15 protein-coding genes are annotated in these 15,019 nt (G+C 65.3%); 8 read left to right on the top strand and 7 right to left on the bottom strand.

Annotated features, from left to right (window positions below):
• Nucleotides 1-9 precede the first annotated feature (9 nt).
• Genes NDN16_RS00530 through NDN16_RS00515 form a run of 4 tightly spaced genes read left to right on the top strand, consistent with a single transcriptional unit; the run spans nucleotide 10 to nucleotide 3,802 of the window.
• Nucleotides 10-912 (top strand): carbohydrate ABC transporter permease, encoded by a 903-nt coding sequence (locus NDN16_RS00530; protein WP_251111670.1) that lies wholly within the window; start codon nucleotides 10-12, stop codon nucleotides 910-912.
• Complete coding sequence (locus NDN16_RS00525; RefSeq protein ID WP_251111669.1) at nucleotides 912-1,730, top strand: carbohydrate ABC transporter permease; 819 nt, start codon at nucleotides 912-914, stop codon at nucleotides 1,728-1,730. The genes NDN16_RS00530 and NDN16_RS00525 overlap by 1 nt, the downstream gene beginning before the upstream one ends.
• Entirely contained in the window at nucleotides 1,727-2,719 is a 993-nt protein-coding gene (locus NDN16_RS00520) for a sugar-binding transcriptional regulator (RefSeq protein WP_251111668.1), read from the top strand. Before NDN16_RS00525 ends, NDN16_RS00520 begins: the two co-directional genes overlap by 4 nt.
• A gap of 3 nt (nucleotides 2,720-2,722) precedes the next feature.
• Nucleotides 2,723-3,802 (top strand): ABC transporter ATP-binding protein, encoded by a 1,080-nt coding sequence (locus NDN16_RS00515; protein ID WP_251111667.1) that lies wholly within the window; start codon nucleotides 2,723-2,725, stop codon nucleotides 3,800-3,802.
• Here NDN16_RS00515 and NDN16_RS00510 read toward each other — a convergent pair.
• From NDN16_RS00510 to NDN16_RS00500, 3 genes are all read right to left on the bottom strand, one after another.
• Nucleotides 3,799-5,502 (bottom strand): peptidoglycan D,D-transpeptidase FtsI family protein, encoded by a 1,704-nt coding sequence (locus NDN16_RS00510; protein ID WP_251111666.1) that lies wholly within the window; start codon nucleotides 5,500-5,502, stop codon nucleotides 3,799-3,801. The genes NDN16_RS00515 and NDN16_RS00510 overlap by 4 nt on opposite strands.
• 108 nt (nucleotides 5,503-5,610) lie before the next feature.
• Nucleotides 5,611-6,600 carry a UDP-glucose 4-epimerase GalE gene (gene galE / locus NDN16_RS00505; protein ID WP_251111665.1) on the bottom strand — a complete coding sequence of 330 codons (990 nt, stop codon included), beginning with the start codon at nucleotides 6,598-6,600 and terminating at the stop codon, nucleotides 5,611-5,613.
• A gap of 27 nt (nucleotides 6,601-6,627) precedes the next feature.
• On the bottom strand, nucleotides 6,628-7,083 hold the full coding sequence (locus tag NDN16_RS00500; protein ID WP_251111664.1) for a tRNA (cytidine(34)-2'-O)-methyltransferase: 456 nt from the start codon (nucleotides 7,081-7,083) through the stop codon (nucleotides 6,628-6,630).
• A 58-nt stretch (nucleotides 7,084-7,141) separates the two neighbouring features.
• Between NDN16_RS00500 and NDN16_RS00495 the strand changes: the two genes are divergently transcribed.
• The 4 genes from NDN16_RS00495 to NDN16_RS00480 all read left to right on the top strand — a co-directional run bounded on the left by NDN16_RS00495 (nucleotide 7,142) and on the right by NDN16_RS00480 (nucleotide 12,056).
• Nucleotides 7,142-9,031 (top strand): ABC transporter ATP-binding protein, encoded by a 1,890-nt coding sequence (locus tag NDN16_RS00495; protein ID WP_251111663.1) that lies wholly within the window; start codon nucleotides 7,142-7,144, stop codon nucleotides 9,029-9,031.
• A 146-nt stretch (nucleotides 9,032-9,177) separates the two neighbouring features.
• Nucleotides 9,178-9,738: a ubiquinol-cytochrome c reductase iron-sulfur subunit gene (gene petA, locus NDN16_RS00490; RefSeq protein ID WP_251111662.1), complete on the top strand. Its 561-nt coding sequence runs from the start codon at nucleotides 9,178-9,180 to the stop codon at nucleotides 9,736-9,738.
• 18 nt (nucleotides 9,739-9,756) lie between these two features.
• Nucleotides 9,757-11,043, top strand: a complete 1,287-nt coding sequence (locus tag NDN16_RS00485) for a cytochrome b (RefSeq protein WP_353050185.1) — start codon at nucleotides 9,757-9,759, stop codon at nucleotides 11,041-11,043.
• Nucleotides 11,044-11,066: 23 nt separating this feature from the next.
• A complete protein-coding gene (locus NDN16_RS00480; RefSeq protein ID WP_251111660.1) occupies nucleotides 11,067-12,056 on the top strand; it encodes a cytochrome c1 in 990 nt (329 codons plus the stop codon).
• A gap of 131 nt (nucleotides 12,057-12,187) precedes the next feature.
• Here the strand turns inward: NDN16_RS00480 and NDN16_RS00475 are convergent, their stop codons facing one another.
• From NDN16_RS00475 to pth, 4 genes are read right to left on the bottom strand one after another with little or no spacing between them, the layout of a single operon-like run.
• Nucleotides 12,188-12,676: a MaoC family dehydratase gene (locus NDN16_RS00475; protein WP_251111659.1), complete on the bottom strand. Its 489-nt coding sequence runs from the start codon at nucleotides 12,674-12,676 to the stop codon at nucleotides 12,188-12,190.
• Complete coding sequence (locus NDN16_RS00470) at nucleotides 12,673-13,113, bottom strand: MaoC family dehydratase (RefSeq protein WP_251112068.1); 441 nt, start codon at nucleotides 13,111-13,113, stop codon at nucleotides 12,673-12,675. The genes NDN16_RS00475 and NDN16_RS00470 overlap by 4 nt, the downstream gene beginning before the upstream one ends.
• Before the next feature lie 30 nt (nucleotides 13,114-13,143).
• A complete protein-coding gene (ychF, locus tag NDN16_RS00465) occupies nucleotides 13,144-14,247 on the bottom strand; it encodes a redox-regulated ATPase YchF (RefSeq protein ID WP_251111658.1) in 1,104 nt (367 codons plus the stop codon).
• 55 nt (nucleotides 14,248-14,302) lie between these two features.
• Nucleotides 14,303-15,019 (bottom strand): aminoacyl-tRNA hydrolase, encoded by a 717-nt coding sequence (pth, locus tag NDN16_RS00460; RefSeq protein ID WP_251111657.1) that lies wholly within the window; start codon nucleotides 15,017-15,019, stop codon nucleotides 14,303-14,305.

The following is a 15,019-nucleotide window of genomic DNA, read 5'->3' as shown; positions in this document are numbered from 1 at the left end:
GGCAGGCGGATGACCATCGAAACGCGAAAACCGAACAGAGGCTACGGGCGCTTCACACCTATGTGGTTTCTGGCGCCGTCGATCTTCGTGCTGCTGGCGGTCGGCATCTATCCGCTGCTCTTCGCGCTCGTTACGTCGTTTCGGCGTTACAACATCACGCGGCCGCGAGACGGGTTCCCCTTCATAGGCTTCGACAATTACGTCGCCGTCTTCAACGATTCCACCTTCTGGAACGCGCTGCTGCTGACGCTGCGCTTCTACGTGACGGCGCTGCCGGTGCAGATCGCGCTCGGCCTATTCGTGGCGCTGCTGCTGCACCGTCCGGGACTCGGCTTCCTGCGCGCCTTCGCACGGGTGTCGCTGGTGGTGCCGCTGGCGACCACCTATGCCGTCGTCGGCCTGATCGGGCGCCTTATCTTCAACGGCGACTTCGGCGTGGCCAACCAGATCATCGGGTGGTTCGGACTGCCGGGCTTCAACTGGCTCGGCTCTCCGGCGGGGGCCTTCACCGCCATCGTGGTCATGGACATCTGGCAGTGGACGCCCTTCTGCGCGCTCATCTTCCTGGCCGGGCTGTCGATGGTGCCCGTGGAGATCGAGGAGGCGGCCCGGCTGGAAACGCGGTCCAGGCTCGCCCTGCTGCGCCATGTGCAACTGCCCTATCTTCTGCCGGGGCTGACGGCCATCCTGATCCTGCGGTCCGCCGACGTGCTGAAGCTGTTCGACATGGTCTTCGTGATGACGCGCGGCGGTCCGGGCTCGGCCACCGACCTCGTCTCCGTCTATATCCAGCGGGTGGGCTTCCGCATCTTCGACATGGGGCTTGCGTCGGCGCAGGCGATCATCCTGCTCATCTTCACCATCATCATCAGCCGGCTTTACATCCGCCTCTTCTACCGGGAGATCGAGTGATGACCTCGCCGCTTTCGCGCGCCCTGCACGCGCTGGGCCTTCTGGCCGTCATCGTCTTCACGCTGTTTCCCTTCTACTGGATGGTCTCTTCCAGCCTGAAGCAACAATCGGACCTCCTGGCCTCGCCGCCGATGTGGATATTCAACCCGACGCTGGACCATTATCGCGCCGTCCTGGCCGACCCGCGGGTCCTGTCTTCCATCGGCGACTCCCTCATCGTCGCCTGCGCAACCACCGCCATCGCCGTGCTGCTGGGAACACCTGCGGCCTATGCGCTGGCGCGGTTCGACTTTCGCGGCAAATCCGATCTCTGGTTCTGGTTCATCTCCAACCGCATGGTCTCGCCCATCGTGCTGGCGCTGCCCGTCTATCTTCTGGCAAACCAGCTCCGTCTGCTCGACAGCTATGCGGTGCTGGTGCTGATCTACCTGACCTTCAACCTGCCGATCGTCGTCTGGATCTGCACGGACCAGTTCCGCTCCATCCCGGGCGAGCTGGAACAGGCGGCGCGGCTGGACGGAGCCAGCCAGTTCACCATCTTCCGCCGCATCTACGTGCCGCTGGGCGTGCCGGGCATCGCCGTTTCCGCGATCTTCAGCTTCATCTTCTCATGGAACGAACTGATGTACGCGCTGGTGCTGACGCGCCGCAACGTGCAGACCGCGCCCGTCATCGCAACCAGCTTCATGTCGGGCTACGAACTGCCCTGGGGCAAGATCATGGCGACGGGCACGCTGATCGTCCTGCCGGTCACCATCTTCGCCATCCTCGTCTCTCGCCACATGGTCCGCGGCCTCACCATGGGCGCCACCAAATGAGCGTCGCGGAAGGCGGCATCGCTTCCGACGGGTCGTTGCCGGAAGGCGGCGAACTGACGGCGCGTGCCGTCTGGTACTACTATGTCGGCGGAATGACGCAGCAGCAGGTGGCTGAAAAGCTGGGTCTGACCCGGCTTCGCGTCAACCGCATCATCGGGCAGGCGCGCGCCGACGGACTTGTCCGTTTCGACATTCGCATACCCATCGCCGGTTGCATCGCGCTGGCCGAGGCGCTTCGGGAGCGCTTCGGCCTCGCCGAAGCCGTCGTCGTGCCGGCGCTGGACTCGGTCGAGGAGACCCAGCGCGCCGTGGGGGAGGCGGCGGGCACGCTGCTCGACACCATGCTGCAGCCGGGCGTGGACCTTGGCCTCGGCTGGGGCCGCACCCTGTGGGCCGGCGTGCGCAACCTGACCGCCCGCAGGCTGGCCGACGCCGACGTGGTGACGCTGATGGGCAGCCTGACGCGGGGCTCGGGCATCAATACGATCGGCGTGGCGACGGCCGTCGCCAACCGCATCGCCGCCGAATGCCACTACCTGGCTGCGCCCATCTATTGCCCGAGCACCGACATCCGCGCCGCGCTGCTGTCGCATCCCGGGCTGGAGGAGGTGCTTGCGCGTGCGTCCGCAGTGGACATCGCCATGATCTCGGCGGGCGACCTTTCGTCCCGATCCATCCTCGCCTCCACCAGCATCGTGGCGCACGAACTGGAAGGCCTGCGACGGGCCGGTGCGGTAGGCGACGTGCTCGGCACCTTCCTGGACGTCGACGGGCGGCCGGTGGACCATTCGCTGCGCGAACGCGTCGTCGGCCTGTCGCCCGATACGTTCGCGGCCATTCCCGTTCGCATCCTCGCGTCCGGGGGGCTGCACAAGCACCCCATCATACGGGCCACTCTTCTGGGGCCCACCGTCACCCATCTCGTCACCGACGAAGCCGTCGCCCGGCGCCTGCTGGCCGAAGACGGCATCGAACACGCAGAGGCTTGAGCCATGTCCTTCCTGGCCCTCGACAATGTCACGAAATCCTACGGCGACCACGAGGTCATCAAGGGTGTCAGCTTCTCGGCGCAGAAGGGCGAGTTCGTCGTCTTCGTCGGTCCGTCCGGCTGCGGCAAGTCCACCCTGCTGCGGATGATCGCCGGGCTGGAGGAGATCACCGGCGGCGACGTCTCCATCGACGGGCGCGTGGTCACCGATGTGGAACCTGCCCTGCGGCAGGTGGCGATGGTGTTCCAGAGCTATGCGCTCTATCCGCATATGACCGTCTTCGACAACATGGCCTTCGGCCTGACCATGGTGAAGACGCCGAAGGACGAGATCCGGCGCAAGGTGGGCGAGGCGGCACGCATCCTGCAGATCGAACCGCTGCTGCAGCGCAAGCCGCGCCAGCTGTCCGGCGGCCAGCGGCAACGCGTGGCCATCGGCCGCGCAATCGTGCGCGACCCCAAGCTGTTCCTGTTCGACGAGCCCTTGTCCAACCTCGACGCCGAGTTGCGCACCCAGATGCGGGTGGAGATCGCCCGCCTGCATCGGGCGCTCGGCGTCACCATGGTCTATGTGACGCACGACCAGATCGAGGCGATGACGCTGGCCGACCGTATCGTGGTGCTGCGTGCCGGCAAGGTGGAGCAGGTCGGCACGCCCACCGAACTCTACGACCGGCCGGCCAATCTATTCGTCGCCGGCTTCATCGGCTCGCCGCGCATGAACTTCCTGACTGCCGACGTCGTGGAAGCGGGACAGAGCGCGGTGACGCTGGCGCACCCGGCCTTTTCCGGGGGGCAAATGCGGCTGGCGCGATCCACCGGCAGCCTCGAACGGGGCGGGCGCGCCATCGTGGGTCTTCGGCCCGAGCACCTTCACCTCGGCGGTCCACCGGCGCTGTCGCTGGTCGTCGACTTTTCGGAGAATCTCGGCGGGGCGACGCAGATCTATGCGCGGCCGCCCGGCGGCGACATGATCACCGCCGTCGCGCCCGGCCGGCCGGGGCTGGAGGCGGGCGCAAGGGTCGATCTTTCCGTCGACCCTGCCCATGTCTACCTGTTTTCGGAAGACGGCCTCGCTATTTAGCGCGCGGCCGATTGCGGCAATACGTTCTGGTAGCCGTAGGCATTCTGCCGCGTCGCCACCGGGAAGGGGTCCGGCGGATTGTCGTAGACGGGCGCAAGGTGCAGCAGCGGCAGGATCCGTTCGAAGATGCGGCCGCCGGCCGGCACGGCGTTCCAGCCCGAGGTGCGGAAGCCATAGGTCTCCTTCGATCCCTTCGGCTCGTCCAGGATCACCAGCATCAGGTATTTCGGGTCGTTGGCCGGCAGGACGCCCATGAAGGACGTCATCACGCGCGACTTGTCGTAGCGGCCGTTGACGACCTTTTCGGCCGTTCCCGTCTTGCCGCCGATGAAGTAACCCGGAACGTTCGCGCGCTTGGCCGAGCCTATCACGGCGTTCAACCGCATCAGGTAGCGCAAGGTCTCGCTTGTTTCCGGCGCCACGACATTGTCGGCGATCATGCGGTCGGCGACCGGCGTGCCCTTGATGAATGTCGGGCGGATCAGGTGGCCGCCATTGACCAGGCCGGCCACGCCCGTTGCCGCCTGCAGGGGCGTAACGGCAAGGCCGTGCCCGAAGGCGATGGTGGCGGTGTTCACGTCGGTCCACCGCTTCGGCACGATGGGAGCTGCGCTCTCGGGCAGTTCCGTGGTCAGGCGGGTCGTCTCGCCCATCTTGGCCAGGAAGGCCTTGTGCTTCTCGACGCCGACGGCCAGCGCCATCTTGCCGAAGGCGATGTTGGACGACACCAGGAAGGCTTCCGGAAGGTTCAGTGGCCGGTACTCGCCGCGATAGTCGCGGATGGCGAAGCGCCCGAAGCTGAGCGGCTTGGATGCGTCGATGACGGAGCGCAGGTTGAACTGCCCGCTGTCGACCGCCATGGCGGTGGTGAGCGCCTTGAAGGTGGAACCCATCTCGTACACGCCGACATTGATGCGGTTGATGTTTTCCTTCTTGAGCGCCTGTGTCGGATCGTTGGGATCGAAGTCGGGCAGGGACACCAGCGACAGGACCTCGCCATTGGTGACGTCCATCAGCAGGCCGGCCCCGCCGACGGCCTCGTATTTCTCGATCTCCTTCGCCAGTTGGTCGGTAAAGGCGTGCTGGACATAGAGATCGATGGACAGTTGCACGGGGTCGAGGTCGGCGCGCTCGTAGCGCATGCCGGTTGTGCGCAGCACGCCGAGGCCGGATGTGTCGATCCATTTCTCGATGCCGGCGATGCCGACATTGTCCACATTCACCGCCCCGAGCACCTGCGCGGCCGCGGGTCCGTTCGGATAGAGGCGCTTGACCTCCTCGCGGAAGCCGATGCCCGGAATGCCGAGATTCAGGATTTCCTGCTGCTTGGCGGGGTTGATCGACCGCTTGATCCAGGTGAAGCCGGATTTGCCGCTGAGCCGCTGGTAGAGCGACTTGGCGTTCAGGTCCGGCATGGCCGTCAGCAGTTTTTCGACCGCCTCGTCGGCATCCACGATGCGGCGTGGCTCGGCGTAGACGGAGAAGGTGGCGAGGTCGCGCGCCAGGATGTTGCCGTTGCGGTCCAGTATGTCCGGCCGCGCCGTGGAGGGCGCGGCGATGCCGTAATTGGGCACCGCCGGCTCGCTGTAGGCGAAATCCACCAGCCGCCCGACGATGGCGACATGCGCGGCAAGGAAGATGCCGAGCACGAGGTTGACGCGGACACGGCTCTTGCCGGATTCCATCCTGTTCTGGGGCATTGGCGGCTCACGCTCTGTCGATGGCCCGGGGGCCAGTCCATCCGCCCATGATGGCCGCGGCTGCGTTGAGAACTGGTTAACCTTGATTGATGTCCGGCACGAATTTTCTTACGGCGTGTTGCGCCGCATGAGCTTCTCTTCCCAGGCAAGGGCGTTCCGGACGATGCCGGGCAGGTCGTCGTGGCGCGGGGTCCAGTCGAAGAGCGCGCGGGCCCGGCTGCCATCCGCCACGATGGCGGACGCGTCGCCCGGGCGGCGGCCCGCCGTTTCCACCGGAAAGTCCCGCCCGACCACGTCGCGCACCGTGTCCAGCACCTCCAGCACCGAATAGCCGCGGCCATAGCCGCAATTGGCCACCGTGCTGTCGCCGCCGCTGCGCAGATAGTCCAGCGCGCCGGCATGCGCACCGACAAGGTCCGTGACATGGATATAGTCGCGGACGCAGGTGCCGTCCGCCGTAGGGTAGTCCGTGCCGAACACCTTCATGCCGTCGCGCTTGCCCAGCGCGGTCTCGCAGGCGACCTTGATGAGGTGCGTGGCGCCGCGCGTCGACTGGCCGGTGCGACCGTCCGGATCGGCGCCCGCCACGTTGAAATAGCGCAGGATCGCGTAGCGCAGCGCATGCGCCTGGGAAACATCTTCCAGCATGCGCTCCGTCATCAGCTTCGACGCGCCATAGGGCGATTCCGGCGCCTTGGGCGCGGCTTCCGTCACCGGGACCGCCTCGGGCGAGCCGTAGACTGCGGCCGTGGACGAGAAGATGAAGTTGTCGACGCCGCCGGCCACCGCCGCGGCGATGAGGCTGCGGCTGCGTACAGTGTTGTTGAGATAGTATTCCAGCGGGTCCGCGACCGAGTCCGGCACCACCACGGAACCCGCGAAGTGGATGATCGAATCGATGCCGCGGTCGGCGATCAGGCGCTCCACCATCGGTTGGTCGCCGATATCGCCCACCACCAGTTCGGCGCCGGGGGCGACAGCCCAGTCGAACCCGGTGGACAGCCGGTCCAGAACCACCACCGTCTCGCCCCTGTCGAGGAGTTCGTAGACCATGTGGCTGCCGATATAGCCTGCGCCGCCGGTTACCAGAATCGTCATGTGGCCTGCCTTCTTTCGGTTTCGTCGTCAGCCGCGCGTCTGCCGCAACGCTTCGCCCAGCACCATGGCCGCGCTGACGGCAAGGTTCAAGGAGCGTGCGCCCGCCGCCATCGGAATGGTCAGGCGGGCATCGGCCGCGTCGTGCACATGGGAGGGAACCCCGGCGCTTTCGCGGCCGAACAGCAGGATATCCTGCGCGCCGTAGGAAAAGTCCGTGTAGGCGCGCGTCGCCTTCGTCGTCAGCAGGATCACGCGCCGGCCGGCTTCGCGGCGGGCCTTGTCGAAGGCCGGGTACTCGACATGGCGGCGCAGCGTCGCCAATTCCAGGTAGTCCATGCCGGCGCGCCGCAGATTTCGGTCGGACAGGTCGAAGCCGGCAGGTTCGATGATCTCGACGGGTACGCCCATGCAGGCGCCCAGCCGAAGGATCGTGCCGGCGTTGCCGGCGATGTCCGGCTGGTAGAGGGCGATGGAAACTGTCATGCCGGGTTGATAGACGATGGCGCGTCACGACAGAAGACGAGACGAAGGATTCGAGGGCATGTACCGGAAGTTCGAGCGGCTGGTGAATCCTTTCCCCGATACCGGGGGCCGCCGGCCGCCGGCATCCCTGATGGCGTTCGTCTGGTATTACGTGCGGCCTCTCTGGCCGGTGTTCCTTGCCGTCGCGGCGCTGACCGCCATGGTGGCGGTGCTGGAGGTGATGCTGTTCTCGTTCGTCGGCTCGATCGTCGACTGGCTCACCTCCACCCCGCGCGAAGTTTTCATGGCAGAGCAGGGCTGGACCCTCGCCGGCATGGCCGTCGTTATCCTGGTGCTGCTGCCTGCGCTGGTGCTGGTGGAGTGCCTGTTCACCTTCCAGGGTATCTTCGCCAACTTTCCGATGCGCTTCCGCTGGACGGTGCACAACTGGCTCCTCGACCAGTCCCTCGGCTTCTTCCACGATGAATTCGCGGGCCGCGTCGCCACCAAGCTCATGCAGACGGCGCTGGCAGTGCGCGAAACCGTGATGAAGGGCATCGAGGTGCTGCTCTATGTGACGGTCTACTTCACCGGCGTCGTCGTGCTGATCGCCGCGGCGGACTGGCGTTTGACGCTTCCCTTCATCGGCTGGCTCGTCCTGTATGTCGCGATGCTGCGCTATTTCATTCCGCGGCTGATGGTGGTGGCGGAAAATCAGGCCGACGCCCGCGCGCTGATGACAGGGCGGATCGTCGACGCCTATTCCAATATCGGCACCGTCAAGCTGTTCGCCCATACGCGGCGCGAGGCCGACCATGCGCGCGACTCGATGCGCGGCTTTCTGGGCACCGTCTACGGCCAGGCGCGGCTGATCACGGCCTTCTATGTCTGCCTCTACCTTCTCAATTCATTGCTTCTCTTCTCGGTCGCGGCCGTGGGAATCGGCCTGTGGCTCGGCGAGTTCCTGACCGTCGGCGCCATCGCCGTCGCCACCGGGCTGGTGCTGCGGCTCAACGGCATGTCGCAATGGATCATGTGGGAGGTGTCGGCCCTGTTCGAGAACATCGGCACCATCCGCGACGGCATCTCCACCTTCACTTTGCCCGTCGCCCTGGAAGACAGGCGCGATGCCGCGGAACTGCGCGTCACGGCGGGCGAAGTGGTGTTCGACAAGGTCTCCTTTTCCTATGCCGCGGCCCTGCCGCACAGGCCGGCCGGCCCGGTGGTGGAGGATTTTTCGCTGACGATCCGTCCCGGCGAGAAGATCGGGCTGGTCGGCCGCTCCGGTGCCGGAAAGTCCACCCTGCTCAACCTTCTCCTGCGCTTCTACGATGTGTCCTCCGGCCGAATCAGCATCGATGGGCAGGACATCGCCGGCGTCACCCAGGCATCGCTGCGCCGTCAGATCGGCATGGTCACGCAGGATACCTCGCTGCTCCACCGCACGATCCGCGACAACGTTCTCTACGGCCGCCCGGATGCCGACGAGGACGATCTCCTGCGCGCCATCCGGCGCGCCGAGGCCGAGGGCTTCATCGCAAGCCTCTCGGACAGGGAGGGCCGCAGCGGCCTCGATGCCGAGGTCGGGGAGCGGGGCGTCAAGCTGTCGGGCGGGCAGAGGCAGCGTATCGCGATCGCCCGCGTGATGCTGAAGGACGCACCTATCCTGCTCCTCGACGAGGCGACCTCGGCGCTCGACTCCGAGGTCGAGGCCGCCATCGCCGAGAACCTGTACCGGCTGATGGAAGGGAAGACTGTCATTGCCATCGCCCATCGGCTGTCCACCATCGCCGCGCTGGACCGCCTGGTGGTGATGGACAAGGGACGGATCGTGGAGCAGGGCACCCATGCCCAGCTCCTGGCCGCGGACGGGATCTACGCGCAGTTGTGGCATCGGCAGGTCGGCGGTTTCCTGGAGTGCGCCGACGCGCCACAGGCCGCGGATAATGCCGCCGATATGCAGCCATAGTCTGGACAAGTTCCAAGTGGCCGCTTAAGAAAACCCGCCGGTCTGCGGACCTTCGGCCATGCGGATTCACGCATCTGGGCGAATCGTTTTCCTGCCGGCCGACAGTGCCGGTTCGCGCCGGCGAGCCTGAGGGAGCATGATTGGCCGTGAGCGTTGACCATACATCGGAACCCACCCGCCGGGATTTCCTCTACATCGCGACGGGCGCCGCGGGCGCCGTGGGCGCCGCGGCGCTGGCCTGGCCCTTCATCGACCAGATGAACCCCGATGCGGCGACGCTGGCGCTTGCGCAGATCGACGTCGATGTCAGCCAGATCGCCGCAGGCCAGTCCATCACCGCCAAATGGCGCGGCCGCCCCGTCTTCGTTCGCCAGCGCACGCCGGCCGAGATCGAGGAAGCGAAAGAGGTTCCGCTCGCCGCACTCAAGGATCCTCTGGCGCGCAACGCCAATCTTTCCGCCGATGCGCCTGCCACCGACGAAAACCGGGCCGTTCCGGAACGTGAGCAGTGGCTGGTCATGATCGGCGTGTGCACGCATCTCGGCTGCATTCCGCTTGGCCAGGCGGGGGATTACGACGGTTGGTACTGCCCGTGCCACGGCTCGCACTACGACACGGCCGGACGTATCCGTCAGGGGCCGGCACCGGAAAACATGCATATTCCGGTTTATGAATTCACCAATGACACGACTATCCGTATCGGCTGACGAGGGGGAAACGCTGCAATCATGAGTGGTCACTCGTCCTATGTTCCATCCACCGGTCTTACCCGCTGGATCGACTCGCGGCTTCCGCTGCCGCGCCTCGTCTACGATTCGTTCGTCGCCTATCCGACGCCGCGCAACCTGAATTACGCCTACACGTTCGGCGGCATCCTCACTTTGTTCCTGGCGGCGCAGATCCTCACCGGCATCGTGCTGGCGATGCATTACGCCGCATCCGTGGACGTCGCCTTCAATTCGGTCGAGCACATCATGCGCGACGTGAACTGGGGCTGGCTGCTGCGCTACATGCATGCCAACGGCGCATCCTTCTTCTTCATCGCCGTCTACCTGCACATCTTCCGCGGCCTCTATTACGGGTCGTACAAGGCCCCGCGCGAAATCCTCTGGATTCTCGGCGTCATCATCTTCCTCCTCATGATGGCGACCGCCTTCATGGGCTACGTGCTGCCGTGGGGCCAGATGTCCTTCTGGGGCGCCACCGTCATCACCGGCTTCTTCACCGCCTTCCCGGTCATCGGAGAGCCGATCCAGACGCTGTTGCTCGGCGGCTTCGCGGTCGACAACCCGACGCTCAACCGCTTCTTCGCGCTGCACTACCTGCTGCCCTTCATGATCGCGGGCGTCGTGGTGCTGCACGTCTGGGCGCTGCACGTAGCCGGACAGACCAACCCCACCGGAGTCGAGGTCAAGACCCCGAAGGACACGGTCCCCTTCACCCCCTACGCGACCATCAAGGACGCGTTCGGCATGGTCTTCTTCCTGATCTTCTTCGCCTATTTCGTGTTCTATCTGCCCAACTACCTGGGCCATCCGGACAACTACATTCCGGCCAACTCGCTGCAGACGCCGGCGCACATCGTGCCCGAATGGTACTTCCTGCCCTTCTACGCGATGCTGCGGGCGATCACCTTCAACATCGGCCCGATCGATTCCAAGCTGGGCGGCGTGCTGGTGATGTTCGGCTCGATCATCGTCCTGTTCTTCCTGCCCTGGCTCGACACGTCCAAGGTCAAGTCGACGGCCTATCGTCCGGTCTACAAGGTCTTCTTCTGGATCTTCGCGATCAACGCGGTCTTCCTCGGGTGGCTCGGCTCGCGGCCGGCCGAGGGCATCTATCCCCTGCTGTCGCTGATCGGCACGATCTACTACTTCGGACACTTCCTGATCGTCCTGCCGGTTCTGGGCCTGATCGAGACCCCGAAGAAGCTCCCGGCGTCGATAACGGAAGCCGTGCTGGCCAGGCACGCCGCCCGTCACGGTAACGCCGAAGCGGTGGCCAAAGGCTGATGAAGCGCACGAAGGAACTTGCAATGAAAAGGCTTCTATCAGCACTCCTTGCGGCGGCGGTTCTTTCCGCGCCCCTGCCTGCCTTCGCGCAGACCGCAGAGCCTGCCCCGGCAGAGACCCCGGCAGCAGAGACCCCTGCCGTCGAGGCGCCCGGCCCGGGTGAGGCGCCCGCCTCCTCCACCGGCGTCAATACCGTCTCCGGCGAGCAGGAGGGCGAAGCCCATGCCGCCGCCGAGGAAGAGCACGCGACGCCGCACTATCCGCTCAGGAAACCCGAGCATATGGACTGGAGCTTCGCCGGCCCGTTCGGCAAGTGGGATCTGGGCCAGCTGCAGCGCGGCATGCAGGTGTATCGCGAGGTCTGCTCCTCGTGCCACTCGCTGAATCTCGTCGCCTTCCGCAACCTAGAAGCCCTCGGCTACAGCGATGCGCAGGTCCGTGCCCTCGCAGCCGAATACCAGATTCAGGACGGTCCGGACGCCAACGGCGAAATGTTCGAGCGGCCCGGAATCCCGTCCGATCATTTCCCCGCGCCGTTCCCCAACCCGGAAGCGGCTGCCGCCTCCAATGGCGGGGCGCATCCGCCGGACTTCTCGCTGATCGCCAAGGCGCGGGCTGTGGAGCGCGGCTTCCCCACCTTCGTGTTCGACATCTTCACCCAGTATGCGGAAGGTGGCCCGGACTACATCCACGCGCTGTTGACCGGCTACGGAGAAGAGCCGCCCGCCGGCCTCGAACTGCAGCCCGGTACGCATTACAACCCCTATTTCATTGCTTCTTCGGCGCTCGCCATGGCGCAGCCGATCAGCGATGGCCAGGTGACGTATGGCGACGGGTCGCCCGAGACGGTGGAGCAGTATTCGCGCGATGTCTCGGCCTTCCTGATGTGGGCGGCAGAGCCGCACCTCGTGGAACGCAAGGCACTGGGCTTCGTGGTGATGATCTTCCTCGTCGTGTTCGCCGGCATGCTCTATGCGGTGAAGCGCCGGGTTTGGGCCAAGATCCCGCACTAGAGCGGAAGCGCTCTAAGCGGCCAGCCGTATCGCCGAAATACAAAAGGGGCCCTCGCGGCCCCTTTTACATTTCGCCATGTTCCGATCGCGATCGCTTGTCTGGGTGACGTTCGTCGATCCGGAGTGGGAGTTTATGAAATGGCCTGATCCGGGATGACGCGAAGGAAGACCGACGCGTCGAAGCTCAGGACGGGCTTTCCGTCCTCGGTGGCTGCATCGACATGGCTGTCGACCAAGGCCCATCCGGGCCGGCTTTTCGACAGGCGCTTGGCGGTCGCCGTCGTTCGATAGGCAATCCGGTCGCCGGCAAAGATGGGCCGCAGCCACTTGATGTTGCGGACACCGGGCGAGGGGCCCCATACGGGCAGATCCAGCCCTGCGGCGGCGCGCCGAGCGGCAATGGCCGCCATCGACCGCACGTTGAGCTTCATGAACACGGCCGTCGTATGCCAGCCGGAAGCGCAAAGGCCGCCGAACAGGCTGGCTTTCGCGGCCTCTGCGTCGAGATGGAATGGCTGCGGATCGAAGGCACGCGCAAAGCGGACGATCTCTTCCGCCATGAAGAGATGCGCGCCAAGCTCTATCGGCTCACCGATGACGATATCGTCGTAGAAGCTCATGCTGCCTCGCGCCTCCGCAGCATCACGCTGTACTCGCTTTCGATCACCCGTTCGCCGTCCTGGTTCGCCAGCCATGTCCGCAGCTTCAGGAAGCCGATATGGGGGCGGGAGGCAGAGCCGCGCGCGTCCAGCACCTCGGTTTCCCCCGTCAGGCTGTCGCCCGGCCGCACCGGCGCCAGCCAGTTGACGAAGTCGACGCCGGGTGAGCCCTGCGAGGAAGATGTGTGGATGAAGGCATCGCACATCATCCGCATCATCATGCCGCAGACATGCCAGCCCGAGGCCGATAGGCCGCCGAGAAGGCTGTCGGTTGCGGCCTCCTCGTCGAGATGCATGGGCTGCGGGTCGTATTCCTGCGCGAAGGCGACGATCTCTGCGCGCGTTACCTCATAGGGGCCCATCGGCAGGCGCGTGCCAACCGGGAAATCCTCGAACATCTGCAAGGCCGGTTCCTCCTGGGGCGCGCGTCAGACGTTGAACTTGAACATCATGATATCGCCGTCATGGACGACGTATTCCTTGCCTTCGTCCCGCGCCTTGCCGGCCTCCTTTGCGGCGGATTCTCCTCCCAGCCGCACGAAATCCTCATAGGCGATGGTCTGGGCCCGAATGAAGCCCTTCTCGAAATCGGTGTGGATGACGCCGGCCGCCTGCGGCGCCTTGTAACCGCGAAGGATGGTCCAGGCGCGAGCCTCCTTAGGCCCGACCGTGAAATAGGTGATGAGATCGAGAAGGTCATAGCCGGCGCGGATAAGCCGATCCAGTCCGGGCTCCGTCAGACCCATGGCCTCCAGATAGTCCCCGACCTCCTCGTCGGGCAACTGGGCGATCTCGGCCTCGATGGCGGCGGAGATGACGACGCTGCGCGCACCCTGCTTTTCCGCCATGGCGGCGGCGGCGGCCGAATAGGCGTTTCCGGTCGCGGCATCCTCTTCGGCTACGTTGCACACGTACAGCACGGGCTTGGATGTCAGGAGGTTCAGATTGCGTAGCTGGCTCCGCTCGTCGGCGTCGAAGCCGGCGATCAGCGTGCGTGCGGGCTCGCCGGTCTGAAGCTTGGCCAGCACCGCTTCCATCACCGGCAACTGGGCGATGGACTCCTTGTCCTTTCCGGCCGCGCGCTTACGGGTGTTCACGATGCGGCGTTCGATGCTTTCGAGATCTGACAGCATCAGTTCGGTCTCGACGGTCTCGGCGTCTGCAACCGGGTCGATCCGACCTTCGACATGGGTGATGTCGTCGTTTTCGAAACAGCGCAACACGTGCACGATGGCGTCGACTTCGCGGATATTGGCAAGAAACTGGTTGCCGAGCCCTTCACCCTTGGATGCGCCGCGCACGAGGCCGGCAATGTCCACGAAGGTGATGCGCGTCGGCACGATCTGGGCGGACTTGCCGATCCTGGCGATTTCGGCAAGGCGCGGATCCGGAACGCCGACATCGCCCGTATTCGGCTCGATAGTGCAGAACGGGTAATTCGCGGCCTGCGCAGCCGCCGTCTTGGTGAGCGCGTTGAAGAGGGTGGACTTGCCGACATTCGGCAGACCGACGATACCGCAGCGAAAACCCATGATGCACTCTCATCCGATGGCCCCGCCGAGCGGCCGGGAAGGGGCCTTTATCTGTTCAATCCTTGCTGAAAATCCGCTTCAGCATGTCGGCCATCGGGCCGCTCGTCGGAATGCGCTGCGGGGCGGCGCCCCGCGCCTGCCGGATATGGCTGGCGCCTTTCGGCTTCGCCGTAGGCTCCTCCGGCGGCGCCTCCTGCCGCCTGGCGACCGTTCCGGAGCCGGAAAGCCGGTTCATGAAGCCCGAATCGTCGCCGGAAGCGAGCAGACCCATATTGCGCGCCACATCTTCCAGAAGCGGGCGCAGCCATTCCTGGTCGACCTTGGCGAAGTCGCCGAGCACGTAGGGGGAAACGAGTTCCTTGGTGCCCGGGTGGCCGATGCCAAGGCGCACGCGCCGATAGTCGCGGCCGAGATGGGCGTCGATGCTCCGCAACCCGTTGTGGCCACCGTGCCCGCCGCCCGTCTTCACCCGCACCTTGCCGGGCGGCAGGTCGAGTTCGTCGTGCAGGACGATGATGGATGCGGGGTCGATCCTGTAGAAGCCGGCTGCGGCGGCGACGCTTTCGCCCGAGGCGTTCATGAAGGTCTGCGGTTTGAGCAGCAGCACCTTCTCGGCGCCGATGCGCCCCTCGGAGATCTCGCCCTTGAACTTACGGGACCAGGGCGAGAAGGACGGGTCGCGATGGATCTCGTCCAGCGCCATGAAGCCGATATTGTGGCGGTTTCCGGCGTAGCGGGGGCCGGGATTTCCCAGACCTGCGATCAGCAGCAT

Origin of the sequence: Aureimonas altamirensis (assembly GCF_023702225.1) — a bacterium.
GTDB lineage: Bacteria > Pseudomonadota > Alphaproteobacteria > Rhizobiales > Rhizobiaceae > Aureimonas > Aureimonas altamirensis_B.
This window is presented reverse-complemented; position numbering and strand designations above follow the sequence as displayed.